The sequence below is a fragment of the Streptomyces sp. NPDC096046 genome (genome assembly GCF_040303285.1).
In the GTDB taxonomy this organism is placed as follows: domain Bacteria; phylum Actinomycetota; class Actinomycetes; order Streptomycetales; family Streptomycetaceae; genus Streptomyces.
In genome coordinates this window covers 44,891-70,343 of the sequence record NZ_JBEOSZ010000045.1, presented here as the reverse complement: position 1 = coordinate 70,343, position 25,453 = coordinate 44,891, and the positions used below count along the sequence as shown (strand labels likewise).

Here is a 25,453-nt window from a genome sequence, read left to right as displayed (position 1 = left end):
CCCTCGTACTGGGTGTACTTGGGCTTGCGCCCGGTGCGGCGAGAGTGCGTGCCGGGCGTCGCGACGGGGCGAACGTTGCCTGCTGCGGCACTAGGTCGAATCCCGCGTCACCAGTTCCGTCGGCAGGATCACCGCCGCCGGGTCCTCGCCCCCGATCTGTGCCAGCAGCACCCGCACCATCTCGGCGCTGATGCGGTCCCAGGGCTGCCGGATGGTCGTCAGCTCGGGGCTGGTGGCCACGGCCGCCGGGGAGTCGTCGAAGCCGCCGACCGCCACGTCCTGCGGCACCCGCCGCCCGGCCCGCCGCAGGGCCGCGAGCACGCCCTGCGCCATGAGGTCGGACGCCACGAACACCGCGTCGACGTCGGGGGCCTGCGCCAGCAGCCGCTCGGCGCCCGCCTCGCCGCTCGCCCGGCTGTAGTCGCCGGAGACGACCAGCCGCTTCTCGAACTCCAGGCCCGCCTCCGCGAGCACCTCCTTGTAGCCGGCGAGCCGCTCGACCCCACCGGGAGTGTCCAGCGGACCGGTCACCGTGCCCACCCGGCGCCGTCCGAGCGACAGCAGGTGGCGCACCATGTCGCGGGCCCCGTCACGGTCGTCGGCCGCCACATAACTCACCTTGGACGCCAGCCCGATCGGCTTCCCGCACGCGACCAGCGGCACCCCCGCCTCGCGCAACCGCTCGGCGACCGGATCGCCGGAGTGGCTGGAGACCAGCAGCACCCCGTCGACATGCCCGGCGGTGATGTAGCGCGTGATCCGCCGCCGTTCGTCCTCGGTGCCCGCCAGCATCAGCAGCAGCGGAATGTCGTGCGCGGCGAGCGCCTGGGTGCACCCGCGCAGCAGCACATTGAAGTTCGGGTCCTCGAAGAACCGCTCCTGCGGCTCCGTGAGCAGGAAACCGACCGAGTCGGAGCGCCCGGTGATCAGGGAGCGGGCGTGCCGGTTGACCACGTAACCCGTTCTGCGGATGGCCGCGTTGACCGCCTCCTGGGCGGCCGGGCTGACGTAGTGGCCGCCGTTGAGCACGCGCGAGACGGTGCCGCGCGAGACTCCCGCCTCGCGCGCCACATCGTGGATCGTGGGCGGCCTGCGCCTGCCTCCCGCAGCGTTCATGGTCATGACTTTACGGCTCCGGAGAGCAGATCCAGACTCCAGAACCGCTGGACGACCAGGAAGAGGACGACCAGCGGGAGCACCGCGAGGAGCGCGCCCGTGATCACCAGGGTGTACAGCGCCGGGGTGTTGGCGCCCTGCTCCAGCAAGGTGAACAGGCCCAGCGTGATCGGGAACTTCTCGTCGTCGCTGAGCATGATGTAGGGGAGCAGGAAGTTGTTCCAGATCGCCACGAACTGGAACAGGAACACCGTCACCATGCCCGGGATCATCATCGGCAGCGCGATGCGCGTGAAGATCCGCCACTCGCTCGCCCCGTCCATGCGTCCCGCCTCGACCACATCGGCGGGCACCGCGGCGGCGGCGTAGATCCGCGCGAGGTAGACGCCGTACGGGGAGAGGATCTGCGGCAGCAGGACGGACAGATAGGAGTCGGTGAGGTCCGCCTTCGCCAGCAGCAGGTACTGCGGGACGGCGAGGATCACCGGAGGCATCAGCACCCCCGCGAGCAGCACGTTGAAGAGCGTCTCGCGGCCCCGGAAACGGTAGATCGCGAGCGCGTAGCCGCTCACCGCCGACACGCACGCCGACAGCAGGGCCCCGAGACCGGCGTACAGCGCGGAGTTGCCCATCCACTGCCAGTAGACGCCGTCGCGATAGGCGTTGAGGTCCCGGAGGTTGCCGGCGAAGCCCGTGCCCGGCAGGAACGTGAAGGTGGAGAACAGCTCACGCCCGGACTTGGTGGCGGCGATGACCACCCAGGCCACCGGCAGCAGACAATAGAGCGCGCCGAGCAGCAGCGTGACCGTGGGAACCAGGGCGATCCTGCGGCGCAGCGGCGGGCGTTCCCGGGCGGCGCCGGGCGTGCTGCCCGCTCGCGGCTCGGCCTGGGGGACGGCGAGGGAGCTCATCGAGCGGCCTCCTGCTTCTGACGACGGTTCGCGGCCCGCAGGAAGCCGAAGGAGAGGAGGAGCGTGGCGAAGGCGATGATCACGGCCTGCGCCGCGGCTCCGTGGATGTCACCCTCGCCGAAGGCGTCCCGGTACACCTTCATCAGTGGACTCCACGTGGTGGACACGGAGTTGGTGAGCGGCTTGAGGGTGGTCGGCTCGTTGAACACCTGGAGCGTCGCGATGATCGAGAAGAAGAAGGTCAGCACCAGCGAGGGGGCCACCATCGGGATCTTGATGCGCAGGGCGATCTGGCGCGGGGTGGCGCCGTCCAGTTTCGCCGCCTCGTACACCTCCGCCGGGATCGCCCGCAGCGAGGTGTAGATGACGATCATGTTGAAGCCCGTGCCGCCCCAGACCGCGATGTTGGACAGGGCCAGGTACAGCGGCCCGCCGTCCAGCAGGTCCGGCTGCGGCATCCCGAGCTTGTCGAGGACGAAGTAGAAGGGGCTGACGTCCGGCAGGTAGAGAAAGCCCCACAGCAGCGCCGCCACCACACCGGGGATGGCGTACGGCAGGAAGATCGCGAGCCGCGTGACGGGTGCGAGCCGCACCTTCTCCGAGTCGAGCATCAGGGCGAACAGCAGGGCCAGGCCGAGCATGACGGGCACGACGACGCACCCGTAACCGAGCACGCGCAGGGCGCCGTGCAGCAGTTCGCTGTCGGAGAGGGCGTCGGTGTAGTTCTCCAGACCGGCCCAGACCTCTCTGCGGGCGCCCGAGCCGAGGCCCAGGCCCGAGACCCGCACCTTGCGGAGGCTCAGCCAGAGCGCGTAACCGATGGGGAGGGCGAAGAACAGGGCGAACAAGATCGTCGCGGGGAGAAGGAAGACATAGGGGGCGCTTCGTGCTCGTTCGAGGGGGGTGGTGGGAGGGTGGTCGTACGGGGCCCCTTTGACCCCGTACGACCGCCGGCGTGCCGTGCCTTTCACCGCGCGACCCCGAAGCCCTGCTTCTTCAGATCGGCGACGGTGTCGTCCTGCATGGTGTGCAGAGCGGTGACGAAGTCGGACTTGTTCTTCGCGGCGGCGCCGAAGGCGTCCTTGAAGGCCGTGTAGGCGACGTTGACGTTCGGGCCCCAGGCGGAGGGAGCGGTGGTCTCCGCGATGCCGGCGGCCTTCTTGTAGAAGTCGGCCTGGTGCGAGAAGTAGGCCGGCGGCTTGAGGAAGGCGCCGCTGGTCTGGGCGTTGGTGGCGGCCGGGTAGATGCCGCTCTCCTTGGCCAGCGCGTTCAGGGCCTCGCCGTCGGTGTTGAGCCAGGTGGCGAACTCGGCGGCGGCCTCCCGGTGCTCGGAGTCGGTGGTGACGCCGGTGGAGGAGCCGCCCCAGCTGCCGGTGCGGTTCTCGCTCGCGGACCACTGGGGGAGCGGGGCCATGGCCCACTTGCCCTTGGTGTCGGGCGCGGCGGTGGTGAGTGTGCCCGGTGCCCACACGGCGCTGACCCAGGCGATCTGCTTGCCGGTGTTGAGCGCCTTGTTCCAGGCCGGGGTGTACATCGGCTGGTTGTCGATGGCGCCCTCCTTCACCAGGGCGCCCCAGAACTTCGCGACCTTCCGCGTCGCCGCGTCGTTGATGGAGACCTTCCACTGATCGCCGGAGGTCGTCCACCACTTCGCGCCCGCCTGCTGGGCGAGGCCGGCGAAGAGACCGGAGTCGCCGGCGGAGAAGGTGGTCAGGTCCTTGTCCGGGGCCGCCTTCTTCAGCTCGCGGGCCGTCCGCGCGAACTCGTCCCAGGTCGTGGGCACGGCGAGGCCGTACTTCTCGAACAGGTCCGCGCGGTAGTAGAACATCATCGGCCCGATGTCCTGCGGGACGGCGTAGACCGCGTCCGTGCCCAGTGTCGTCTGCTGCCAGACCCCGTCGGCGAAGCTGCTCTTCGCGTCACCCACGTCGCCGGATATGTCCGCGAGCGCGTCATTGCTGACCAGGGTGGGCAGAGCCTGGTACTCGGCCTGCACCAGGTCGGGTGCCTTGCCCGCCTTGTGCGCGGTGAGGATCTTGGTGACGAGTGTGTCACCGGAGGCCTGCTTCTTCACCGTGACGGTGATCCGGTTCTTCTTGCCCGGCCCCTTGTTCCACAGGTCCACGACCTTGTCCATGCCGGGCGTCCAGGTCCAGTAGGTCAGCGAGACCGGTCCGGACTCGGTCTCGCTGTCCCCGTTCCCGGAGCCGCAGGCGGCGAGGGCGGTGGCGCCGAGCGCGACGGCGACGGCGGTTGTCACGAGGCGGTGGCGCTTCGTGTACGGCATGGATCTCTCCCCTGACCTGGGGTCCTCGCCTGCTGCGCGGACCCTGCCATGCTTCTGTGAGCGTTCACAGTAGAGAAACATCCAGGACGCTTGTCAATGGTTGTTGCTGTGCGGTTATGTGGGGCTCCGCGCCACCTCGGCGTGTGTGTACGTTCCCATTCAATCGATCCACCGGGAGACCATCCATGCCGGAGACCACCCCCAGGGGCCTCACCAGGCTCGCCTTCGGTGGGGACTACAACCCCGAGCAGTGGCCGGAAAGTGTCTGGCAGGACGACGTCCGGCTGATGCGGGAGGCCGGCGTCACCCTGGTGAGCGTCGGGATTTTCTCCTGGGCGCTGCTGGAGCCCTCACCGGGCAGGTACGATTTCGGCTGGATGGACCGGCTCCTGGACCTGCTGCACGAGCACGGCATCCGCGTCGACCTCGGCACCCCCACCGTCGTGCCGCCCGTCTGGTTCTACCGGGCCCACCCCGAAGCACTGCCGGTGACCGCCGAGGGCGTGCGCTACGCGTTCGGCTCCCGCGCCGCCATCTGCCACAGCAACACCGACTACCGCGCTGCCGCGGCCTCCATCACGCACCGGCTCGCCGAGCGTTACGGCGACCACCCGGCGCTGGCGATGTGGCACGTGCACAACGAGTACGGCGTCCCCGTATCGGCCTGCTACTGCGACTCCTGCGCCGCCCACTTCCGCCGCTGGCTCGCGGCCACGTACGGCACGGTCGACGCGGTCAACGAGGCCTGGGGCACGGCCTTCTGGGGCCAGCGCTACGGTGACTTCGAGGACATCGAGCCGCCCCGGCTCACCCCCGCGGCCGTCAACCCGGGCCAGGCGCTGGACTACAAGCGGTTCGCCGACGCCACCATGCGCGAGAACTTCGTCAGCGAGCGGGACATCCTGCACCGCCTCTCAACGGGCGTCCCGGTCACCACCAACTTCATGACGGCGCTCAGTCAGTGCGACTCGGTCGACTACTGGGCCTGGGGCCGCGAGGTCGACCTCGTCACCAACGACCACTACCTGATCACCGACGGCCGGCGCACCCACGTCAACCTGGCCATGGCCGCGGACCTCACCCGTTCCGTCGCGGGCGGCGCGCCCTGGCTGCTGCTGGAGCACTCCACCTCGGGCGTCAACTGGCAACCGCGCAACCCCGCCAAGGCCCCCGGCCAGATGGCCCGCAACTCCCTCGCGCACGTGGCCCGCGGCTCCGAGGGCGCCCTGTTCTTCCAGTGGCGCCAGTCCCGGCGCGGCGCCGAGAAGTTCCACTCGGCGATGGTCCCGCACGGCGGCACCGGCACCCGGGTGTGGCGCGAGGTCGTCGAACTCGGCGCCTCCGTCCAGGCGTTGAGCGAGATCCGCGGCTCCCGCACGCAGGCCGACGTGGCCGTGCTGTGGGACTGGCACTCCTGGTGGGCGCAGAGCCTGGACTGGCGCCCCAGCGTCGACCACGACGCCCGCGAGCGCGCCGACGCCTTCTACGAGGCTCTGTACGACCGTCACCTCACCGTCGACTTCGCCCACCCCGAAGCCGACCTGTCGCGGTATCCCCTGGTCGTCGTACCGGCCCTGTACCTGATGACAAAGGCGGCCGGACGCAACCTGACCTCGTACGTCGAGAACGGCGGCACGCTGGTCGTCTCCTGCTTCTCCGGCATCGTCGACGAACACGACGCCGTCCACGAGGGCGCCTACCCGGGCCCGCTGCGGGACGTTCTCGGCCTCACCGTCGAGGAGTTCTCGCCATTGCTGCCCGGCGAACGGGTACGCGTCACCGGCCCCGACGGAACCGAGCTGTCCGCCGACGTGTGGACGGAGTTCGTGGTGCCGCGCGGCGCCGAGACCGTCCTGACCTACGCCGACGGCCTCACCGCCGGCCTGCCCGCGGTGACCCGGCACCGCCTCGGCGAGGGCACCGCCTGGTACGTCTCCACCCGGCTGGGTGCCGACGGCCTCGACACACTGCTCGGCCGGGCGAGCGAGGACGCGCGGCTCGGTCCGCGCACCGAGCTGCCCCGTGACGTTGAAGTGGTCCGCCGCACCGGCGAGTCGGGCACCTACCTGTTCGCCGTCAACCACACCGGCTCGGACGCCAAGGTGCCCCTGGAGACGCCCGGCACCGAGCTGCTGACCGGTGAACGCGCCGCCGGCCGCCTGGCGGTCCCGGCCGGAGCCGTCCGGGTCGTCCGGCTCGACGGCTGAACCGACTCCCTCCGCCCGCGCGAGCCACGAGCCGCGGGCGGAGGGTCCTCACCCGCCCACCGGGTGAGAGGAACTCCCCCATCCCCACGTCGAAGGGACGACGGACGACCATGTTCCATCCCAGACGCACGCTCAGGGCCCTGCTGCTCCCGCTCGCCGCGGGCCTCGCCCTCACCGCCCTGCCCGCCACCTCGGCACAGGCCGCGAGCACGCTGACCAACGGCGGTTTCGAAGCCGGCGGCGCGGGCGCCGCCACCCCGAGCGGCTGGTCCGAATACGGCGACACCGGCGCCTCGTTCACCGAGTCCGGCGGCCACGGCGGCAGCCACCGCCTCAGCCACTGGGCCTCGTCGGCCTACCGGGTGGAGACGTACCAGTACCTGTCCGCACTCGCCAACGGGAACTACAAGCTCACCGCCTGGGTGCGCTCCGGCGGCGGGCAGAAGTCCGCCTTCATCGCGCTGAAGAACTGCGGCGGCGTCGAGCAGCGCACCGATCTGCCGGTCTCGGCCAGTGGGTGGATCCGGATCGTGGTGCCGGTCCGGGTGACCGGCAACCAGTGCACGATCAGCGTCAACAGTGACGCGAACGCGGGCAACTGGATCAATGTCGACGACCTGACCTTCACGTCCGGCACGTCCGGTACGTCGATCAAGGGTGCCGACATCTCGTCCCTGGCCAAGAGCGAGGCCAAGGGCGGCGTCTACCGCGACAGCTCGGGCACCGCCGGCGACCCCCTGGCCGTCCTCAAGTCGAACGGCATGAACTACGCCCGCCTCAAGGTCTGGGTGAACCCGGCCGACGGCTACCACAACAAGGCCCGTGTCCTGGCCACGGCCAAGCGGATCAAGGCCCAGGGCATGAAGCTGCTGGTCGACTTCCACTACTCGGACTTCTGGGCCGACCCGGGACGCCAGGACAAGCCCGCCGCCTGGGCCGGACACTCCTACGGTCAACTGAAGACGGACGTGTACCACCACACGTACGACGTACTGAACGCCCTGAAGGCGCAGGGCACCACCGCCGACATGGTCCAGGTCGGCAACGAGATCAACGGCGGCATGCTCTGGAACGAGGGATCCACCTCGAACTGGACGAAACTGGCCGGTCTGCTCAACTCCGGGTACGACGCGGTCAAGGCGGTGAGCCCCACCACCACCGTGGCCCTGCACCTCGCCGAGGGCGGTGACCTGGAGGGCACCCGCCGGTGGTTCGACAGCGCACGCTCCCACGGTGTGAGGTTCGACGCCATCGGCCTGTCGTTCTACGGCTACTGGCACGGCAGCCTGGCCGACTTCCAGACGACCCTCGACGACGCGGCCGCCCGCTACGGCAAGCCGGTCTTCGTCGCCGAGACCGCCTACCCGTTCCGCCTCGACAGCGAGGACGCGCACGAGAACATCATCGACACCGGCGGCGAACTGGTCCCCGGCTACCCGGCGAGCGTGGCCGGCCAGACCCGGTGGATGAACGACATGGCGAGCATCGTGGAGGCCGTCCCGAACGGCCGTGGCCTGGGCATCTTCTACTGGGAGGCGACCTGGACCGCGGTTCCCGGCAACGGCTGGGACCCGACCGACGCCGCCTCCGGCAACGGCTGGGAGAACCAGGCGCTGTTCGGCTACGACGACCGGGCGCTGTCCTCGATGTCCTGGTTCCGCCACCGCTGAGCGCGCGGGGGAGGAGCCCGCTCTCCGGGGCCCCTCCCCTCGGGTCGCGTTCGCGTGCGAACTCCGCCCCCTCGCCGGGGCAGTCGGGTATCGGTCAACGACGCCGAGTCCCGGACGCGGCGGCATCGACCGCGAGACAGTGGGAAGACGCGGTGAGAGGGCGAAGCGCGAGGCAGGGGCACGACATGCTGAGGACTCCCACGGACGAGACGCGGCTCCGGATCCTGGCCTGGCTGAAGGAACCCGCTCGTGCGGCCGACGGTGTCACCGCGGACGCCGTCGCCAAGCGGTTCTCGATCCCGCGTCCCGCCGCCGCCACCCATCTCCGGCTGCTGGAGGCCACCGGCATGCTGCGCACCAGCAGGGCCGCGGGCCGCGTGCACTACCACCGCGACGACCTGCGCATCGCCGACGTGGCCCGGATGTTCGAGAAGGGCTGGTAGGCGCCAAGGACCGGCAGGCGTCCCGGTACAGCGGTACTTAGGGGTCCTTTCACTATGTCCGTCCGGGTCGCGCGGCCGTGCACCGCACCTCGCCGCGTTGCCGAAACGCCCTAGTAGCTCCGCTACGAGGGCTTCCCGGCGCCTTGCGATGCACGGCACCAGACCACGTGCCCTGATCGGACGCTCATAGTGAAAGGACCCCTTACGGAAGTTGACCAACTTGGTGACGGCGACCTTGGGCGGGAAGTTCACCAGGAGGTGGACGTGATTGGTCTCGCCGTTTTCACGAAAGCACAGTGCCGACCAGTTCTGATCTCCCGCGTCTCGTTCATCACCCAAGTATGTAGCGTGGCCGTCATGCAGCTCAGGTACGCCTTCAGGCTGTACCCGGACCCCGGCCAGCGCACCGCGCTGGCCAAAGCGTTCGGGTGCGCCCGCGTCGTGTTCGTGCGACGTGAAGTCGCACCGTCCAAGTGGGACTGCCCAACAGAGATGAATATAGAGGCAGCCCTCTGACCGGTGTCTAAGGTCAGTCCCCAGGCCCGCGTGCGTTGCTGGTAACGGCGAGGTGCGAAGCCGGGCCGAAAAGCCCAAGGGCTCCCGGACCGCCCGGGAGGAACAGGCGAGGGGAAGGCTGGGCAGGGTGAACGGAAGTGAATCTCCGACGATGTCTCGTGACGCGGAAGGCCGGAAAGGCGGATTGCGACACCGGCCGAAATAGGCTCCAGGCGGGGAAGGCCGCCGAGTGAAATCCCCACAGTATACGGGGGAGTTACACAGACACCACTGAGCCCGGGATATAGGAGGCACCCTCACCAGCCGCATCTTGACGGTGCGGAACACGGAAACCCCGTCGCGGTCTGCTGCGCAGTAGGCGACCCGCAAGGGAAGACGATGCTGCGGCGGGAACAGGATGGTCCAAGAAGCGAAAGCCGGCAGGCCGAAAGGCCAGGGGAAGCGCGTCATCGGCTCTGAGGTGGCGTAGATAACCCGCCGGATACGGGCAGACGCCCGGCCCGAAAGGGAGCTGACGTGGACCGGGTAGAGCTTGGAGCTAAGGAAGGGAGGAACCCGCGCCGATGGGCAAGTTAGGCACTGTCTCACCAGAGACGGTGAACGGACCTGAGGGCGATCCCGGCCTCGACTGGCACAGTATTGACTGGGCCTCCGAGGAAGGGAACGTACGGCGACTCCGCCAACGGATCTTCAAGGCGTCGCAGGAGGGGGACCAGAAGAAGGTCCGAAACCTGCAAAAACTCATGCTGCGGTCGCGGAGCAACACGCTGGTAAGCGTGCGACGCGTCACCCAGCAGAGCACCGGCCGCAAGACCGCAGGCATCGACGGCGAAGTTGTTCTGACTCCAAAGGGGCGGGGTTTACTCGCCCAGGAGATCCAGAGCGGAGGGAACCGTCGACCTGACCCGGTCAAGCGGGTGTATATCCCGAAGAGTAATGGGAAGCGGCGTCCTCTTGGGATTCCAGTAATCAAAGATCGCGTCCACCAGGCGCGGGTCAAGAATGCGCTGGAACCTGAATGGGAAGCTCGGTTCGAGTTCAGATCCTTCGGCTTCCGGCCGGGGAGAGGCTGTCACGACGCCATCGAGAGTATTTTTCAGATGGTTAAAGGGCCGCTCACCCACCGGCGGTGGGTGTTGGACGCGGATCTGTCGGCAGCCTTCGACCGAATTCATCACGACCACCTGATGCAGGCCATCGGAGACTTCCCGGGCAGGGAGGCCATTCGAAGCTGGCTGAAGGCGGGGGTGCTGGAGCAGGGAAAGTGGGCTCCGACTACTGAGGGCACTCCGCAAGGCGGGGTGATCAGCCCTCTTCTGCTGAACATCGCACTTCATGGGATGGAGAGCGCCGCAGGAGTCGAATGGTATGTGTCCCACGGGAGACCGGGGACGAAGCCGGCGACCCCAGTCCTTATTCGGTACGCAGACGACTTTGTCGTCCTCACGCACTCACGAGAGAAGGCGGAGAAATCCAGGCGAGAACTGACGGAGTGGTTGAAGCCAAGAGGTCTTCACTTCAATGAAGAGAAGACCCGAATCGTGCACGTGGATGAGGGTTTCGACTTCCTCGGCTTCAACGTCCGCAGGGCTCGTGACGGTAAATGCATTATTCAACCGAGCAAGGACGCGGTCAGGAGAATCCGGGAGCGGCTGCGGACAGAGGTGAAGGCACTACACGGAGCCAACTCCGCAGCCGTAGTAAGGAAACTCACGCCAATTGTGCGGGGGTGGGCGACATACTACCGGGGGGTGGTGTCCAGCGCGGTGTTCAGTGCGCTGGACGACTACACGTGGAGACTCACCTACAAGTGGGCCAGACGCGCGCACCCCAACAAGCCGAATACCTGGGCGGTCAGAAGGTATTTCGGTATGTTCAACAAGTCCAGAAATGACAAGTGGGTGTTTGGGGACCGGGATACCGGGACCTATCTCCCCAAGTTCTCCTGGACCCCGATCGTCCGGCACGTCATGGTCAGAGCGGGCGCGTCTCCTGACGATCCCGCGCTCCAGGACTACTGGGCGAAACGGCGCCGCAAGAAGGCGCCTCCTGTCATGGGGAAGACCAGTATCCAGTTGGCATACCGCCAGCGAGGGCTGTGCCCGCTCTGTGGCACGACCCTGATCACCGGGGCGGAATACGAACCCGACGACCCACGTGCGTGGATCGAATGGTTCGAAGCCGTAGCGAAGACGTTGCACAAACACCACTTCGTGTACTGACGGGATGGGGGCGGGGACTCGTTGAACAATCTCCGGCTCGTACACGCGGACTGTCATCGGCAGCACCACGAGGCCGAGGACAGGAGGACCGGACGTAAAAGGAAGACGCCCTATGGCTCTGCTTGAGCCGTATGCCGCGACGAGTGGCACGTACGGTTCTGAGGGGGCTGGGACGCAGTAATGCGTCCCAGCTACCCGACAACGACGCGGTGCGTGCCCGTGAGGACGCCCGCAAGGCCCGGCAGCCGTTCCCGACGATCGGCGAGCTGTCCACCCGCCTGATCACCCAGGCGAAGCAGACCACCTCACGCTCCTGGCTGGGCGAGGTCTCCGCGGTCGTCCTGCAGCAGTCCCTGCGCGACGCCGAGAGCGCGTACCGCAACTTCTTCGCCTCCCTCAAGGGCACCCGCAAGGGCCCGAAACTGGGTGCGCCCCGATTCAAGTCCCGCAAGGACACCCGCCAGTCGATCCGCTTCACCGCCAACGCCCGCTGGTCTTTCACCGAGAGCGGCCGACTGAACCTGCCCAAGATCGGGGCGGTGAAGGTGAAGTGGTCCCGCACCTGCCCGCCACCCCCACCTCGGTCACCGTGGTCAAGGACGGTGCCGGGCGTTACTTCGCCTCCTTCGTCATCGACACCGACCCACAGGCGGATGCCGAGCGGATGCCCGCCACCGACCGCACCATCGGCATCGACCTCGGCCTCACCCACTTCGCCGTCCTGTCCGACGGCACGAAGATCGACTCCCCACGGTTTCTGCGCCGCGCGGAGAAGAAGCTGAAGAAGGCTCAGCGGGAACTGTCCCGCAAACAGAAAGGGTCGAACAACCGCGCCAAGGCCCGGGTCAAGGTCGCTCGTGCCCACGCCAAGGTCACCGATGCCCGCCATGAGTTCCACCACCAACTGTCCACGAAGCTGATCTCCGAAAACCAAAGGATCGCCGTGGAGGACCTGTCGGTGACGGGACTGGCACGCACCAGGTTGGCCAAGTCCGTCCACGACGCCGGCTGGGCCTCATTCATCAACATGCTCCGGTACAAGGCGGAGCGGTACGGACGGATCCTGATCAAGATCGGCCGGCTCGAGCCGACCAGTCAGACCTGCTCCACCTGCGGCGTCAAAGACGGGCCCAAACCCCTCGACGTGAGGGAATGGACCTGCGCCGCCTGCGGCACCGTCCACGACCGGGACATCAACGCCGCGATCAACGTGAAGACGGCCGCCGGACCGGCGGTATCGGCCTGCGGAGCGCCGGTAAGACCTGGAGCAATCCCGGCACAGCGCGAAGAAACAGGAAGCCATGGATTCCCGACCGCATCCTGTGCCACGTAGCGGCACACGATGCGGTCGGGAAGGCCAGAATCCTCGCCCTCCAGGGCGAGGTGCAAGTCAACGCATGCCCACCAGCGTCTGCGAAGCGGGCGGGCACCTGATCCTGGGCAGCGTCTGGGAGCGGGGCGTGGCGGTCTGCGAAGCACCCACCCGGACGTGACGTCCACCGCCCACCCCGAGGTGACCTCCACCACCCGCCTCGGAGTGACCCCACCCCGCACCCGGGGTTAACCTGAACTCCGGCCGCGGCCCCTCGCGGCGCGGCGGTGGGGCCCGCCGTACCCGAACCGCGGCAGCGACGCCGCCAACGGTCCCTACTTGCGACGGCACGCGCCCGTACGAACCCGGGCTCGGCGAGTAGGAGACACCTCCCCATGACATCCCCCGAGAGCCTCCGTGTGCAGGCCTCCACCACCCCGCGACAGTCTTCCTGGCGCGCCCAGGCACCCGTCCTCGCGGTCGTGTCGCTCGGCGGGGGAGTGGGCGCGGCCGCCCGGTACGCCGCCTCCCTCCTCTGGCCCCCGCCCCCGGACGGCTTCCCCTGGTGGACCCTCTGCGTCAACATCGCCGGCTGCGCGGTGATCGGCGTGTTCATGGTGGTCGTCACCGAGATCCGGACCGCCCACCCCCTCGTCCGCCCCTTCTTCGGCACCGGCGTCCTCGGCGGTTTCACGACCTTCTCGACGTACGCCGTCGACGTCCGGACACTCATCGACGGCGGCCGTGTCGGCATCGGTCTGGCCTACCTCACAGCGACCCCCCTCGCGGCGCTCACAGCGGTATGGCTCGCGGCCGGAGCGACCCGCCGCGTCCTGAAAGGAAGGCGACGATGACGAGACCGACCGGCAGGGCCCTGCGCCTGACCGTCTTCATCGGCGAGAGCGACACCTGGCACCACAAGCCCCTGTACTCGGAGATCGTCCACCGGGCCCACACGGCGGGCCTCGCGGGTGCCAGCGTCTTCCGCGGCATCGAGGGCTTCGGCGCGTCCTCCCTGATCCACACCTCGCGGTTGCTGTCCCTGAGCGAGGACCTGCCGATCGCCGTGGTGATCGTCGACGCCGAGCCACGCGTCCGGGCCTTCCTGCCGCAGCTCGACGAACTGGTCACCGAGGGACTGGTGACCCTCGACGACTGCGAGGTCATCCGGTACTCCGGCCGGGACGGCACGCCCGGCACCACGGACACGAAGGGTAAGAAGCCGTTGTGAACTGGCTACTGGTCGTCGGCGGCGCACTGGTCGGCGCCCCGCTGCGCTACCTCACCGACCGGGCGGTCCAGGCGCGGCACGACTCGGTCTTCCCCTGGGGCACCTTCACGGTGAACGTCACCGGCTCGCTGGTCCTCGGCCTGCTCACCGGAGCCGCCACCCACCTGCAACTGCTGCTCGGCACCGGCCTGTGCGGGGCGCTGACGACCTATTCGACGTTCTCCTACGAGACGCTGCGGCTGGCGGAGACCGGGGCCCGACGCCAGGCCGCCGTCAACGTGGCGGCCAGTGTGGTGGCCGGCGTCGGGGCGGCGTTCGCGGGGGCGGCGCTCGTGCGCATGTGAGGGGTCCGCGAGGGGTGGGGTGGGGCAGGAGCGCGCCACGCGCACGTGAGAGCCGTCCTCACCCGCGTGTAGTAGGACATTGCGCTGCGCCCCCCGCCTCCCTCGAGCAGAACTGGATCCCATGAGCGTCATCAGCGTCGGTCAGGCCGTCGTCCTCGGAGCCGTCGAGGGGGTGACCGAGTTCCTGCCCGTCTCCTCCACCGGCCATCTGAAGATCGTCGAGGGGCTGATGGGCATCCCCGTCGACGACAGCGCCGTGGTCGGGTTCTCGGCCGTCATCCAGGTCGGCGCGATCGCCGCGGTGCTCGTGTACTTCTTCAAGGACATCGTGCGGATCGTCTCCGCGTGGGGGCGGGGGCTGCGCGACCGCGAGGAGCGGTACCACCACGACTACAGGTTCGCCTGGTGGGTGATCTACGCGACCATCCCGATCGTCGTCGTCGGACTCGCCGCCAAGCCGCTCATCGAAGGGCCGCTCGCCTCGCTGTGGGTGGTGGCCGGTTCGCTGATCGTCGGCAGCGGGGTGATGTGGGCGGCGGACCAGATGGGCCGGCACAAGCGCGGCGAGGACGACACCTCGTTCAAGGACGCGATGCTGGTCGGCAGCTCCCAGATCCTCGCCCTGCTCTTCCCCGGCTTCTCCCGCTCCGGCGCCACCATGTCCACCGCGCTCATCCTCGACCTGGACCGCGTCGCCGCCACCCGGCTCTCCTTCTTCCTGGGCATCCCCGCCCTGACCGGTGCGGGCCTCTACGAACTGAAGGACGCCCTGGGCGCCGGGGTGGGTGCGGCTCCGCTCGCCGTCGGCACGGCCGTGTCGTTCGTCGTGGCCTACGCCTCCATCGCCTGGCTGCTGAAGTTCGTCGCCAAGCACTCCTTCAACGCCTTCGTGATCTACCGGACCCTGGTGGGAGTGCTGCTGTTCGGCCTGCTCGGAGCGGGTGTGCTGCACAGCTGAGAGGTCTGCCGGGAGGCGCCGTGGGCTGTCTGCGGCGCCGTCGCGGCCCGTCGCGCACTTCCCCGCGCCCCTTCGGGGCGCGTCCGCCCTTGACAGCACAAGCCGCCGCCCGGAGTATCTCTCCCGTGAACCTGTCAGACAGCCGGACAGCCGGACAGCCCGTGCGGCGCATCAGCGCCATGGAGGCGGTGCTGGCGCACCTGCGCGGCGCCATCGAACGGGGCGAGTACGCCATCGGCGACAAGCTCCCCTCCGAGGCGGAGCTGTGCCGCGCTCTGGAGGTCTCCCGGCCGGTGCTGCGCGAGGCGCTGCGGGCCCTGCAGACCATGGGCCTGACCGTGTCCCGGACCGGGAAGGGCACCTTCGTGGTGGCCAGCACGGTCGAGGACCCCACCTTCGGTGACTACGCGGCCAGCGACCTGCTGGAGGTGCGCCGCCACGTCGAGATCCCGGTCGCCGGGTACGCGGCCCGGCGCCGCACCCCGGAGAACCTCGACCATCTCGCCCACCTGCTCGACCGCATGGAGCGGGAGACGGACACCACGGCGTGGGTGGCCATGGACACGCTGTTCCACCTCGCCGTCGCCGAGGCGGCCCAGAACCCGGTCTTCCGCCGGGTCATCGAGGAGATCCGGGACGCGCTGGCCCGCCAGTCCGCCTTCCTCAACGAGCTGGGCGGTCGCCGCGAGCAGTCCAACCGCGAGCACCGGGCGATCGTCGAGGCCCTGGTCGACGGTTCCGAGAACGACGCGGTGGAGGCCATGGCCCACCACCTCGACCGCGTCGAGACGACCCTCACCGACATCGTGCGCGCGTCGCACGCGGACACCCCCACGGAAGGCGGAACCGAGGCGTGAGCGAGCAGGCCCTGCACGACGATGTGCAGAAACGTTCCATCCATGTCGACGCCGGAGACGCGGGCTACAGCAAGTCCCTGAAGTCCCGGCACGTCAACATGATCGCCATCGGCGGAGCCATCGGCACCGGCCTCTTCCTCGGCGCAGGGGGCCGCCTCGCCGAAGCCGGCCCCTCCCTGTTCATCGCCTACGCGGTCTGCGGCCTCTTCGCCTTCCTCGTCGTGCGCGCCCTCGGTGAACTCGTGCTCTACCGGCCCTCCTCCGGCGCCTTCGTCTCCTACGCCCGCGAGTTCATGGGGGAGAAGGGTGCCTACACCGCGGGCTGGATGTACTTCCTCAACTGGGCCACCACCGGCATCGCCGACATCACCGCCGTCGCCACCTACACCCACTACTGGGGCATGTTCTCCGACGTACCCCAGTGGGTCATCGCGCTGATCGCCCTCGCCGTGGTGCTCACCGTGAACCTGATCTCGGTGAAGATCTTCGGCGAGCTGGAGTTCTGGTTCGCCATCGTCAAGGTCGGCGCCCTGGTCGTCTTCATGTGCATCGGCATCTTCCTGCTGGTCACCCAGCACCCCGTCGACGGCCACACCCCGGGCCCGTCCCTGATCGGCGACAGCGGCGGCGTCTTCCCGCACGGCCTGCTGCCCATGCTGCTGATCATCCAGGGCGTCGTCTTCGCCTACGCCTCCGTCGAGCTGGTCGGCGTCGCGGCCGGCGAGACCGAGAACCCCGAGAAGATCATGCCGAAGGCGATCAACTCGATCATGTGGCGTGTCGCCTTGTTCTACGTCGGCTCGGTCGTGCTGCTGTCGATGCTGCTGCCCTGGAACAAGTACACCGCCGGTGAGAGCCCCTTCGTGACGGTGCTGTCCAACATCGGCGTCCCGGCCGCCGGCGGCGTGATGAACCTGGTCGTCCTCACCGCCGCGATGTCCTCCCTCAACTCCGGCCTGTACTCCACCGGCCGCATCCTGCGCTCCATGGCCATGGCCGGATCCGCGCCCCGGTTCACCTCGGTGATGAGCCGCAGCCAGGTCCCCTACGGCGGCATCCTGCTCACCAGCGGCATCTGCGTGCTGGGCGTCGGCCTCAACTTCGTCGTGCCCGCCGAGGCGTTCGAGATCGTGCTGAACTTCGCCGCCATCGGCATCCTCGCCACCTGGGGCATGATCATGATCTGTCACCTCCTCTTCTGGCAGAAGACCCAGCGGGGCGAACTGACCCGCCCGGGCTACCGGCTGCCGGGCTCTCCCTGGACCGAGATCGTGACGCTGGCATTCCTCGCCTGCGTCCTGGTCCTCATGTACGCCGACGGCGGCGCGGGCCGCACCACCGTGCTGTGCCTGCCGCTGATCGCCGGGGCCCTGGTCGCCGGATGGTTCGCCATCCGCGGCCGTATCGCGCGCAAGTCCACCACCGGAGCCGGCGCGTGAGGAACGCACCGCTCCACGAGAAGCAGGCAGTGATGTTCAGCAGCTCCCTCGCGGCCGCACCCCTGGTCCGTGAACCCGCCCACGCCCCCGTCGCCCACCTCGTCCGCGGCGGGATCGTCGAAGGCATCCACTACGGCTCCGTCGTCGTCCTCGGCGCCGACGGGGAGGTCTCACTCCAGATCGGGGATATCGAGGCCGCCTTCTACCCCCGTTCCGCGATCAAGCCCGTCCAGGCCGTGGCCATGGTCCGGGCGGGACTGCCGCTCGACGGTGAGCTGCTGTCGCTGACGGCCGCCAGTCACTCCGGCGAGGAACGCCACCTCGCCGGCACCCGGCGCATCCTCGAACTCGCCGGGCTCACCGAGGACCACCTGCGCAACGTGCCCGACCTGCCGTTCGACCCGGTCGTGCGGGACGGCTGGGTGCGCGAGGGCCGCATGCCCTCACGGCTCGCCCAGAACTGCTCCGGCAAGCACGCCGCCATGCTCTACACCTGCACCCTCAACGGCTGGCCCCTGGAGGACTACCTCGACCCCGGCCACCCGCTCCAGCGGGCCGTCGCCGAGATCGTCGAGGACCTCACCGGGCAGCGCATCGCCCGGGTCACCGTCGACGGATGCGGGGCGCCCCTGTTCTCCCTCTCGCTGCACGGCCTGGCCCGGGCCACCGCCCGGATCGTCACCGCCGCGCCGGACACACCCGAGGCCCGGGTCGCCGACGCGATGCGGGGGCACGCCGAGATGGCGTCCGGCTCCGGCCGGGACGTCGCCGCGCTGATGCGGGCCGTGCCGGGGCTGCTGACCAAGGACGGCTTCGAGGGCGTCCAGGTCGCCGCCCTGCCCGACGGGCGGACCGTCGCCGTGAAGATCGCCGACGGGGCGAACCGGGCGCGGGTGCCGGTGGCCGCCGCCGCGTTGGCCAGGGCGGGCGTCGACCCGGAGTTGCTCACCGAGTTCGCGGGTGAGCCGCTGCTCGGAGGTGGGCGGGAGGTCGGGCGTGTGCGGCCCGTTCGCTCGCTGGAGCCGGTCGCCGGTGCGGCCCGCGCCTGACGACCCGCCGGTTCTTCCCCTCCGGCGGCTGCGGGTCCGCTGTGCCCGGTCGCGCAGTTCCCCGCGCCCCTTCCAGGGGCACTTCCACCCTGTACCTCAGAGAAGAGGACCCTCACCGTCATGACCGCCGCCACCCGCTCCGAGCACGACCTGCTCGGCGACCGTGACGTTCCCGCCGAGGCCTACTGGGGTGTGCACACCCTGCGAGCCACGGAGAACTTCCCCATCACGGGCATGCCCATCTCCGCCTACCCGCACCTGATCGACGCCCTCGCCGCCGTCAAGGAGGCCGCCGCCCTCGCCAACGAGGAACTCGGCCTGCTGGACCCCAAGAAGGCCGCCGCCATCGTCGGGGCCTGCCGCGAGATCCGCGACGGCGAGCTGCACGACCAGTTCGTCGTGGACGTCGTCCAGGGCGGCGCCGGCACCTCCACCAACATGAACGCCAACGAGGTCGTGGCGAACCGGGCGCTGGAACTGCTGGGCCACGCCAAGGGTGAGTACGCGTTCCTGCACCCGAACGAGGACGTCAACCTCGGCCAGTCCACCAACGACGTCTACCCGACCGCCGTCAAGGTCGCGACGGTGTTCGCGGTGCGCGGACTGCTCGACGCGATGTCCCTCCTCCAGGACACGTTCGCGCACAAGGCCGTCGAGTTCCGCGACGTGCTCAAGATGGGCCGTACCCAGTTGCAGGACGCCGTGCCCATGACCCTGGGGCAGGAGTTCTCGGCCTATGCCGTCATGCTGGACGAGGACCGGTCCCGCCTCGCCGAGGCCGTCCATCTGATCCACGAGATCAACCTGGGCGCGACCGCCATCGGCACCGGGCTCAACGCCCCCGCCGGATACGCCGAGGCCGCCCGCCGCCACCTCGCGGCCATCACCGGGCTGCCCCTGGTCACGGCGGCCAACCTGGTCGAGGCGACCCAGGACTGCGGTGCCTTCGTGCAGATGTCCGGCGTGCTCAAGCGCGTCGCCGTCAAGCTCTCCAAGACCTGCAACGACCTGCGGCTGCTGTCCTCCGGCCCGCGCGCCGGCCTGGGCGAGATCAACCTGCCGCCCGTGCAGGCCGGTTCGTCCATCATGCCCGGCAAGGTCAACCCGGTGATCCCCGAGGTCGTCAACCAGGTCGCCTTCGAGGTGATCGGCAACGACGTCACCATCACCATGGCCGCCGAGGCCGGACAGCTCCAGCTCAACGCCTTCGAGCCGATCATCCTGCACTCCCTGTCGGAGTCCATCACGCACCTGCGCAACGCGTGCGTGACCCTGGCCGAGCGCTGCGTGTCCGGCATCACCGCCAACACCGAGGCGCTGCGCGCCGGCGTCGAGAACTCCATCGGCCTGGTGACCGCCCTCAACCCGCACATCGGCTACACCGCCGCCACCGACATCGCCAAGGAGGCCCTGGCCACCGGGCGGGGCGTGGCGGAACTGGTCCTGGAGAAGGGCCTGTTGCCCGCCGAGACACTCGCCGGGCTGCTGCGCCCCGAGGTCCTGGCGGGCAGCGGCCGGACCCAGGCCTGACCTGCCGGAGCGCACCGGGACCGGCGGAGGGACAATGGTGATCATGACGTCGTCGACCACCTTCCAGCCGGTCCTGGAGCGCATCGCCGAGGAGATCGAGCGAACCCCCGGCCGCGGCCGGCCCGCCGACTACATCCCGGCGCTCGCCGCCTGCGACCCGCGGCGCTTCGGCATGGCCGTCGCCGACCTCGACGGCACCGTGTACGGGGTGGGGGACTGGCGGCAGCCCTTCTCCGCGCAGTCCCTCACCAAGGTGTTCACCCTCGCCCTCGACCTGGCCCGCGAGGGCGACGCCCTGTGGGAGCACGTGAGCCGCGAGCCCTCCGGCAACCCCTTCAACTCCCTGGTGCAGCTGGAGTACGAGAACGGCATCCCGCGCAACCCGTTCATCAACGCCGGCGCCCTCGTCGTCACCGACCGGCTGCACACCCGGACCGGTGACGCCTCTGGTGAACTGCTGGCGTTCCTGCGGGCGGAGAGCGGCAATCCGGACCTGACCTTCGACAAGGAGGTCGCCGCCTCCGAGTCCGCCCACGGCGACCGCAACGCCGCGCTCGGCCACTTCATGGCGTCGTACGGCAACATCGACAACCCCGTGCCCACGCTCCTGGAGCAGTACTTCCGCCAGTGCTCCATCGCCGCCTCCTGCGCCGATCTCGCCCTCGCCACGAGCTTCCTGGCCCGGCACGGCATCCGCGCCGACGGCACCCGCCTGCTCTCGCGCAGCCAGGCCAAGCAGATCAACGCGATCATGCTGACCTGCGGTACGTACGACGCGGCGGGCGAGTTCGCCTACCGCGTGGGCCTGCCCGGCAAGAGCGGCGTGGGAGGCGGCATCATCGCGGTCGTTCCGGGCCGCTGCACCCTGTGCGTGTGGAGCCCGGGCCTGGACGAGCGGGGCAACTCGGTGGCGGGCGTGGCGGCGCTCGACCGCTTCACGACCCTGACCGGGCTGTCGGTCTTCTGACCGCCGGCGACACCCCCGGGTGTTCTCAGCCGAGGGCATCCTCCAGCACGGGCAGCAGCAGCGTGCGCGGCATGAGGCTCAGTTTCCCGACTCCCGGCTCGCGGTCCTCCCGAGCACGAGGAGGGTGGGCGCCACCAGGCCCCGCAGGTCGTCCGTCGGGGCCCTGGCGCCGGTAGGACTTCCGCCGCGGTGGGAACTCATCCGCCGGTGCTCACCGGCCGGTCACGCGCAGGCCGCCCCGCAGAGAGAGGAGCGCCCCCTTCCGGCCGTCCGCCGCATGCGGCTCGTCGCCCTCGCCGGCGTGGCCCTGATGGCGGCCGCGCTGCACCGCCTCGCACGGCACGGCGGTGCCGATCCGTCCGCCGCCCTGTGGCTCGGCGCCCTCAACCCGCTCGTCCTGCTGCACCTGGTCGCGGGCGCCCACAACGACGCCGTCATGCCCGGCCTGCTCGGCGTCGGCCTGGCGGCGGCGTTCGCCCTGACCGGCCTCGCGGCCTGTCTCGTCAGCCCGGTCCCCCGGGTGCACCATCTCGTGTGGTTGCCGCCGTCCTTCGCCGCGCTGGTCCGCGCGGGTCGGCCGCGGGTCGCGGGCGCCCTGTACGCGGTACTGTGCACCAGCGCGGTGTGGCTGTGGTTCGACGACGCGTCCGGTGTCGACGGATCCCTGGGCGGCAACACCTACACCTGGATCACCCTGGGGCTGCTGCTGTGGCTGCCGCTGGGTCAGTTCCGCCCGGGTCTGCGGACCGGAAGCCGCAGCACCAGCACCACGACGGCCGCGCCGGTGCCGGCGGCACCCGCGATCAGCGTCGCCTCCGTCCAGGCGGACTCGTGCCCCTCCGGGACGGCCGCCGCCGCGGCGGCGGGCGGCGTCGTCGCCGGCCTGGCCCGGGCCGGCGGCGCGCCGAGCGAGCCCACCGCCCGGACCTTCCCGGACGCCGTGAAGCCCCAGTCGAGCAGTGAACGCGCCTCCTCGTACACGGCGGACCCGCCGCCCTCCTGAGGGTTCATCACCGTCACGACCAGGGTGCGCCCGTCCCGCCGCGCCGCGGCCACGAGCGTGCTGCCGGCCTTGCTGGTGTAGCCGTTCTTGATGCCGATCAGCCCCGGGTACGGCTTCACCCCGTCGGCCCCGCTCAGCAGCCGATTGGTGTTGCGGATCGGGTACGACCAGGTGCCGCCGCCGGGGAACCTGGCCTCGACCGTGGCGCAGTACCGGGCGAAGTCGGGGTTGCGCAGCCCCACCCGGCCGAAGAGCGCCAGGTCGTACGCCGACGACACCTGGCCCGGCGCGTCGTAGCCATCGGGTGACACCACGTGGGTGTCGAACGCGCCGAGGGACCGGGCCTTGGCCTGCATCCGCTCGGCGGTGAGCCGCCAGCCGCCGTTGAGCTCGGCCAGGACGTGCACGGCGTCGTTGCCCGAGTTGAGGAAGACACCCCGCCACAGGTCGTCGATCCGGTACGTACGGCCCTCGGCGACACCGACGAGGCTGCTGCCGGCACCGATGCCCCGCAGCTCCCGCGCGCGGACCGTGTGCCGGATGCCCGCCGGCAGCCCGGGCAGCACGGTGAGGGCGAACAGGGTCTTCAGGGTGCTGGCCGGTGGCAGCTTGCGGTGGGCGTTGCGGGCGGCCAGCACCTCGCCGGTACGGGCGTCGGCCACCAGCCAGGACAGGGCGGAGACCTCCGGGACGCGGGGCGCCCCGGTGCGCGGGCGGACCTGGGTGCCGGGGCGGTACAGCAGCGACGGGTGGGGGGCCGCGGCCCTCGGCCCGCCCGGCGGAGTGGGCTCGGCCCCGCCGGGATCGGCCGCCGCCGTGGGCATCAGCGCCAGGAGCCCTGCCACGCAGAGCGCACCGGCCGAAACGGCCGCCCGGGAAGAGAATCCGATGATCATTCGATCAACGTAGAAAACGGACATGCTCCGTGCGGTGACGACGGGGCCGTACTCCCCGCACCAGCACCCGGATGGATGATCTCCTGTGTCCTGCCCTCCCGCCGTCCGCCGCGTCCTCGGCGACCACGCCCCACGCGCCCGCGCAGGGTCCGGTGGCGCCGGGATCGACACGCCCTCGGCACCGGGGAGGGGCGCGTTCCCGACTGCTCGATGGCTCCGCGGGGGCCCATCAGTCCGAGGGCAGGGTCGGCTGGACGCGCCGCAGGAACGTCGCGTTGTCCGGTGTCTCGCGCATGCGCTCCAGGAGGGTCTCCAGGCCGCCCTGCCCGTCGCGGCCCCGCAGCACACGCCGCAGTCCGTGGACGGCCGTCAACTCGGCCGGAGCCAGCAGGAGTTCTTCCCGGCGGGTGCCGGAGGGAGTGATGTCGACGGCCGGGAACACACGTCGGGACGCCGGGTCCCGGCTCAGGCGCAGTTCCATGTTCCCGGTGCTCTTCAACTCCTCGAAGTAGTAGTCGTCGGCCCGGGAGCCGGTCTCCACCAGAGCGGTCGCGAGGATCGTGAGCGAACCGCCCTCCTCGGCCGACCGGGCGGCACCGAAGAACCGCTTGGGGCCGGTCAGCGCGGACGCGTCGACACCCCCGGTGAGGATGCGGCCGCCGGACGCGGCCGCGTTGTTGTGCGCCCGGCACAGCCGGGTCAGGGAGTCGAGGAGGAGGACGACGTCCTCGCCGGCCTCCACGAGCCGCTTGGCGCGCTCGATCACCAGGTCGGCGAGCGCGATGTGCTGTTCGGGGCGGCGGTCGAAGGTCGAGGCGTAGATCTCGCCCCGCACACAGCGCCGCATGTCGGTGACCTCCTCGGGCCGCTCGTCGAGCAGCAGCGTCATCAGCCGGCACTCCGGATGGTTGCCGCTGACGGCGGCCGCGATCTGCTGGAGGAGGACGGTCTTGCCGGTTTTGGGCGGGGCCACGAGAAGTCCGCGCTGGCCTTTGCCGACCGGCGCGATCAGGTCGAGGACGCGTCCGGCCAGTCCGGCGGCGGGGTGTTCGAGCCGCAGCCGTTCGTTCGGGTGCAGCGGCGTCAGGTCATGGAAGTGGCGCCGCCCGCGCAGGTCCCCGGGTGTGCGGTGGTCGATCCGTGTGACATCGGTCAGGGCGCGCCCGTCGCCGGGCACGCCCTCGACGAAGTCGCCCTTGCGCAGGCGGTACCGGCGGATCAGCGCGGGGGAGACCGCGGCGTCGGCGGGTGTGGGCAGGCAGTTCCCGGGGCGCAGGTGTCCCCTTCCGTTCGTGTCGATGTCGAGGACGCCGGACACGGCCCGGGCGGGGGACTGCTGCCGCGCGGACGGCTGTTGGAGTGTGGTGGTCATGGTGGTGGTGTCCTTTCACGGACGGCAGGCATGAGACATGCGAAGGCAAGGGGGAGGGCCGCGAGGGGAGGGGCCTGTGGCACGCCTACGGGCGGCGGGGAAACAGCGCCTCGGACACGACGGAACGCGTCGACGCTGGAAATGAAGGGAGAGATGAGGAACCGGCACCGGCGCCCACACGAAGGGGCGTGCACGAGTGCTGCTCGGATTGTACCACCGACAGCGGTGGATGTGGACAGCCAATCCTGGGTGGGCTACCTCAGCGGGTGGCCAGCAGCCCGTACAGCAACGGGATGCGCGGCTCGGGCAGCCGCCACCAGCCGGACTCCGTACGGACCATCCGCACCCAGCGCGGCCAGGGAAGTTCGTCGCCTTCCCGCAGTCGCCGCACGGCGAGTCCCGCATCTGTCAACGCGCTGACGACCTCGCCCATTCCGTGCATCCACTCGTAACTGTCCGTGGCGCCCTCGACGGCCGGACCGTCCGTGTAGGTGTGGGTCCCGTCGCGGTGAACCGGGCCCGCCCCGCCCAGGTAGTCGTGGCGCAGCAGCAGTTCGGGGCCCTCGTCCGGTGCGGGCTTCGGCCCCAGCGAGTTGAGCAGGGGATGGAACTCGACGACGTACAACCGCCCGCCGGGGCGCAGGAGCCGGCCGATGACCTCCGCCCACCGGTCCAGGTCCGGGAGGTAGCACAGTGCGCCCTTGCCGGTGTAGACGACGTCGAACCGCCGTCCGCCCAGGGCCCCGACGGCGTCGTACACGTTCGCCCGGACGTACGTCACGTCCGCGCCGGCCCTCGCCGCGATGTCCCGGGCGGCCGCCACGGATGCCTCGGAGAAGTCGAGGCCGACGGCCCGGGCACCGCGCCGCGCGAAGGCGATCGTCTCGGTGCCGAGGTGGCATTGCAGATGCAGCACGTCACGCCCGGTCAGCTCACCGAGGTCCTCCCACTCGAACGGGGCGAACCAGCGCTCAGGGTCGGGGTCCTGGTCAAGACCGTAGAACCGGCTGGCGAGGTGGACGGGCGTGCGGGCGTCCCAGTTGGCCTGGTTGGCCCGCATCAGCCGGTCGTGCTCGGCGGACGTCATGAGGACATCCAACCCTGAACCGGCCGCGGGCGCCGG

General features: G+C 69.9%; 21 protein-coding genes and 4 pseudogenes. 17 read left to right on the top strand and 8 right to left on the bottom strand.

Annotated features, from left to right (window positions below):
- Nucleotides 1-90: 90 nt before the first annotated feature.
- The 4 genes from ABTX62_RS30015 to ABTX62_RS30000 are packed head-to-tail and all read right to left on the bottom strand — an operon-like array spanning nucleotide 91 to nucleotide 4,314.
- The gene (locus ABTX62_RS30015; RefSeq protein ID WP_352119114.1) at nucleotides 91-1,122 is read right to left on the bottom strand and encodes a LacI family DNA-binding transcriptional regulator; all 1,032 of its coding nucleotides are present in this window, start codon (nucleotides 1,120-1,122) and stop codon (nucleotides 91-93) included.
- Nucleotides 1,119-2,027: a carbohydrate ABC transporter permease gene (locus ABTX62_RS30010; protein ID WP_352119113.1), complete on the bottom strand. Its 909-nt coding sequence runs from the start codon at nucleotides 2,025-2,027 to the stop codon at nucleotides 1,119-1,121. The genes ABTX62_RS30015 and ABTX62_RS30010 overlap by 4 nt, the downstream gene beginning before the upstream one ends.
- Nucleotides 2,024-2,998: a carbohydrate ABC transporter permease gene (locus ABTX62_RS30005; protein ID WP_352119112.1), complete on the bottom strand. Its 975-nt coding sequence runs from the start codon at nucleotides 2,996-2,998 to the stop codon at nucleotides 2,024-2,026. The genes ABTX62_RS30010 and ABTX62_RS30005 overlap by 4 nt, the downstream gene beginning before the upstream one ends.
- Entirely contained in the window at nucleotides 2,995-4,314 is a 1,320-nt protein-coding gene (locus ABTX62_RS30000; RefSeq protein WP_352119111.1) for an ABC transporter substrate-binding protein, read from the bottom strand. The genes ABTX62_RS30005 and ABTX62_RS30000 overlap by 4 nt, the downstream gene beginning before the upstream one ends.
- A gap of 185 nt (nucleotides 4,315-4,499) precedes the next feature.
- On the opposite strand from ABTX62_RS30000, the gene ABTX62_RS29995 reads away from it, so the two are divergent.
- The 3 genes from ABTX62_RS29995 (at nucleotide 4,500) to ABTX62_RS29985 (ending at nucleotide 8,634) form a co-directional block, all read left to right on the top strand.
- Nucleotides 4,500-6,521: a beta-galactosidase gene (locus ABTX62_RS29995; RefSeq protein ID WP_352119110.1), complete on the top strand. Its 2,022-nt coding sequence runs from the start codon at nucleotides 4,500-4,502 to the stop codon at nucleotides 6,519-6,521.
- Nucleotides 6,522-6,631: 110 nt separating this feature from the next.
- The gene (locus ABTX62_RS29990; protein WP_352119109.1) at nucleotides 6,632-8,191 is read left to right on the top strand and encodes a glycoside hydrolase family 53 protein; all 1,560 of its coding nucleotides are present in this window, start codon (nucleotides 6,632-6,634) and stop codon (nucleotides 8,189-8,191) included.
- Nucleotides 8,192-8,376: 185 nt separating this feature from the next.
- Entirely contained in the window at nucleotides 8,377-8,634 is a 258-nt protein-coding gene (locus tag ABTX62_RS29985; RefSeq protein ID WP_352119108.1) for an ArsR/SmtB family transcription factor, read from the top strand.
- Between the two features lie 198 nt (nucleotides 8,635-8,832).
- Here the strand turns inward: ABTX62_RS29985 and ABTX62_RS29980 are convergent.
- Nucleotides 8,833-8,916: pseudogene (locus tag ABTX62_RS29980) on the bottom strand (transposase); the annotation flags it as partial.
- 75 nt (nucleotides 8,917-8,991) lie between these two features.
- Between ABTX62_RS29980 and ABTX62_RS37990 the strand changes: the two are divergent.
- From ABTX62_RS37990 to mptB, 14 genes and pseudogenes are all read left to right on the top strand, one after another.
- A pseudogene (locus tag ABTX62_RS37990) lies at nucleotides 8,992-9,081 on the top strand (helix-turn-helix domain-containing protein); the annotation flags it as partial.
- 632 nt (nucleotides 9,082-9,713) lie between these two features.
- Nucleotides 9,714-11,372 carry a group II intron reverse transcriptase/maturase gene (ltrA, locus tag ABTX62_RS29970; protein WP_502998035.1) on the top strand — a complete coding sequence of 553 codons (1,659 nt, stop codon included), beginning with the start codon at nucleotides 9,714-9,716 and terminating at the stop codon, nucleotides 11,370-11,372.
- A 21-nt stretch (nucleotides 11,373-11,393) separates the two neighbouring features.
- On the top strand, nucleotides 11,394-11,498 hold the full coding sequence (locus tag ABTX62_RS37985; RefSeq protein ID WP_502998034.1) for a hypothetical protein: 105 nt from the start codon (nucleotides 11,394-11,396) through the stop codon (nucleotides 11,496-11,498).
- 74 nt (nucleotides 11,499-11,572) lie between these two features.
- Nucleotides 11,573-12,705, top strand: a pseudogene (locus ABTX62_RS29965) (RNA-guided endonuclease InsQ/TnpB family protein); the annotation flags it as partial.
- A gap of 374 nt (nucleotides 12,706-13,079) precedes the next feature.
- Nucleotides 13,080-13,538 carry a fluoride efflux transporter CrcB gene (crcB, locus tag ABTX62_RS29960; protein ID WP_352119107.1) on the top strand — a complete coding sequence of 153 codons (459 nt, stop codon included), beginning with the start codon at nucleotides 13,080-13,082 and terminating at the stop codon, nucleotides 13,536-13,538.
- Nucleotides 13,535-13,915 carry a DUF190 domain-containing protein gene (locus tag ABTX62_RS29955; RefSeq protein WP_352119106.1) on the top strand — a complete coding sequence of 127 codons (381 nt, stop codon included), beginning with the start codon at nucleotides 13,535-13,537 and terminating at the stop codon, nucleotides 13,913-13,915. The genes crcB and ABTX62_RS29955 overlap by 4 nt, the downstream gene beginning before the upstream one ends.
- Nucleotides 13,912-14,259, top strand: a complete 348-nt coding sequence (locus tag ABTX62_RS29950; RefSeq protein ID WP_283968981.1) for a fluoride efflux transporter FluC — start codon at nucleotides 13,912-13,914, stop codon at nucleotides 14,257-14,259. The genes ABTX62_RS29955 and ABTX62_RS29950 overlap by 4 nt, the downstream gene beginning before the upstream one ends.
- Before the next feature lie 121 nt (nucleotides 14,260-14,380).
- On the top strand, nucleotides 14,381-15,217 hold the full coding sequence (locus ABTX62_RS29945) for an undecaprenyl-diphosphate phosphatase (RefSeq protein WP_352119105.1): 837 nt from the start codon (nucleotides 14,381-14,383) through the stop codon (nucleotides 15,215-15,217).
- Nucleotides 15,218-15,396: 179 nt separating this feature from the next.
- Nucleotides 15,397-16,074, top strand: a complete 678-nt coding sequence (locus tag ABTX62_RS29940) for a FadR/GntR family transcriptional regulator (protein WP_352119119.1) — start codon at nucleotides 15,397-15,399, stop codon at nucleotides 16,072-16,074.
- On the top strand, nucleotides 16,071-17,513 hold the full coding sequence (locus tag ABTX62_RS29935; RefSeq protein WP_352119104.1) for an amino acid permease: 1,443 nt from the start codon (nucleotides 16,071-16,073) through the stop codon (nucleotides 17,511-17,513). The genes ABTX62_RS29940 and ABTX62_RS29935 overlap by 4 nt, the downstream gene beginning before the upstream one ends.
- A 32-nt stretch (nucleotides 17,514-17,545) precedes the next feature.
- On the top strand, nucleotides 17,546-18,562 hold the full coding sequence (locus ABTX62_RS29930) for an asparaginase (RefSeq protein ID WP_352119118.1): 1,017 nt from the start codon (nucleotides 17,546-17,548) through the stop codon (nucleotides 18,560-18,562).
- 120 nt (nucleotides 18,563-18,682) lie between these two features.
- Nucleotides 18,683-20,092 carry an aspartate ammonia-lyase gene (gene aspA, locus ABTX62_RS29925; protein ID WP_352119103.1) on the top strand — a complete coding sequence of 470 codons (1,410 nt, stop codon included), beginning with the start codon at nucleotides 18,683-18,685 and terminating at the stop codon, nucleotides 20,090-20,092.
- A gap of 34 nt (nucleotides 20,093-20,126) precedes the next feature.
- Nucleotides 20,127-21,059, top strand: a complete 933-nt coding sequence (locus ABTX62_RS29920) for a glutaminase (RefSeq protein ID WP_352119102.1) — start codon at nucleotides 20,127-20,129, stop codon at nucleotides 21,057-21,059.
- 277 nt (nucleotides 21,060-21,336) lie between these two features.
- Nucleotides 21,337-21,504 (top strand): annotated as a pseudogene (gene mptB, locus ABTX62_RS29915) (polyprenol phosphomannose-dependent alpha 1,6 mannosyltransferase MptB); the annotation flags it as partial.
- Nucleotides 21,505-21,782: 278 nt separating this feature from the next.
- On the opposite strand, the gene ABTX62_RS29910 reads toward mptB, so the two are convergent.
- The 3 genes from ABTX62_RS29910 to ABTX62_RS29900 form a co-directional block, all read right to left on the bottom strand.
- Nucleotides 21,783-22,958: a D-alanyl-D-alanine carboxypeptidase family protein gene (locus ABTX62_RS29910; RefSeq protein ID WP_352119101.1), complete on the bottom strand. Its 1,176-nt coding sequence runs from the start codon at nucleotides 22,956-22,958 to the stop codon at nucleotides 21,783-21,785.
- A gap of 229 nt (nucleotides 22,959-23,187) precedes the next feature.
- Nucleotides 23,188-24,330 carry a transcription termination factor Rho gene (gene rho / locus ABTX62_RS29905; RefSeq protein WP_352119100.1) on the bottom strand — a complete coding sequence of 381 codons (1,143 nt, stop codon included), beginning with the start codon at nucleotides 24,328-24,330 and terminating at the stop codon, nucleotides 23,188-23,190.
- A gap of 259 nt (nucleotides 24,331-24,589) precedes the next feature.
- Complete coding sequence (locus tag ABTX62_RS29900) at nucleotides 24,590-25,417, bottom strand: class I SAM-dependent methyltransferase (protein ID WP_352119099.1); 828 nt, start codon at nucleotides 25,415-25,417, stop codon at nucleotides 24,590-24,592.
- Between the last annotated feature and the right edge of the window lie 36 nt (nucleotides 25,418-25,453).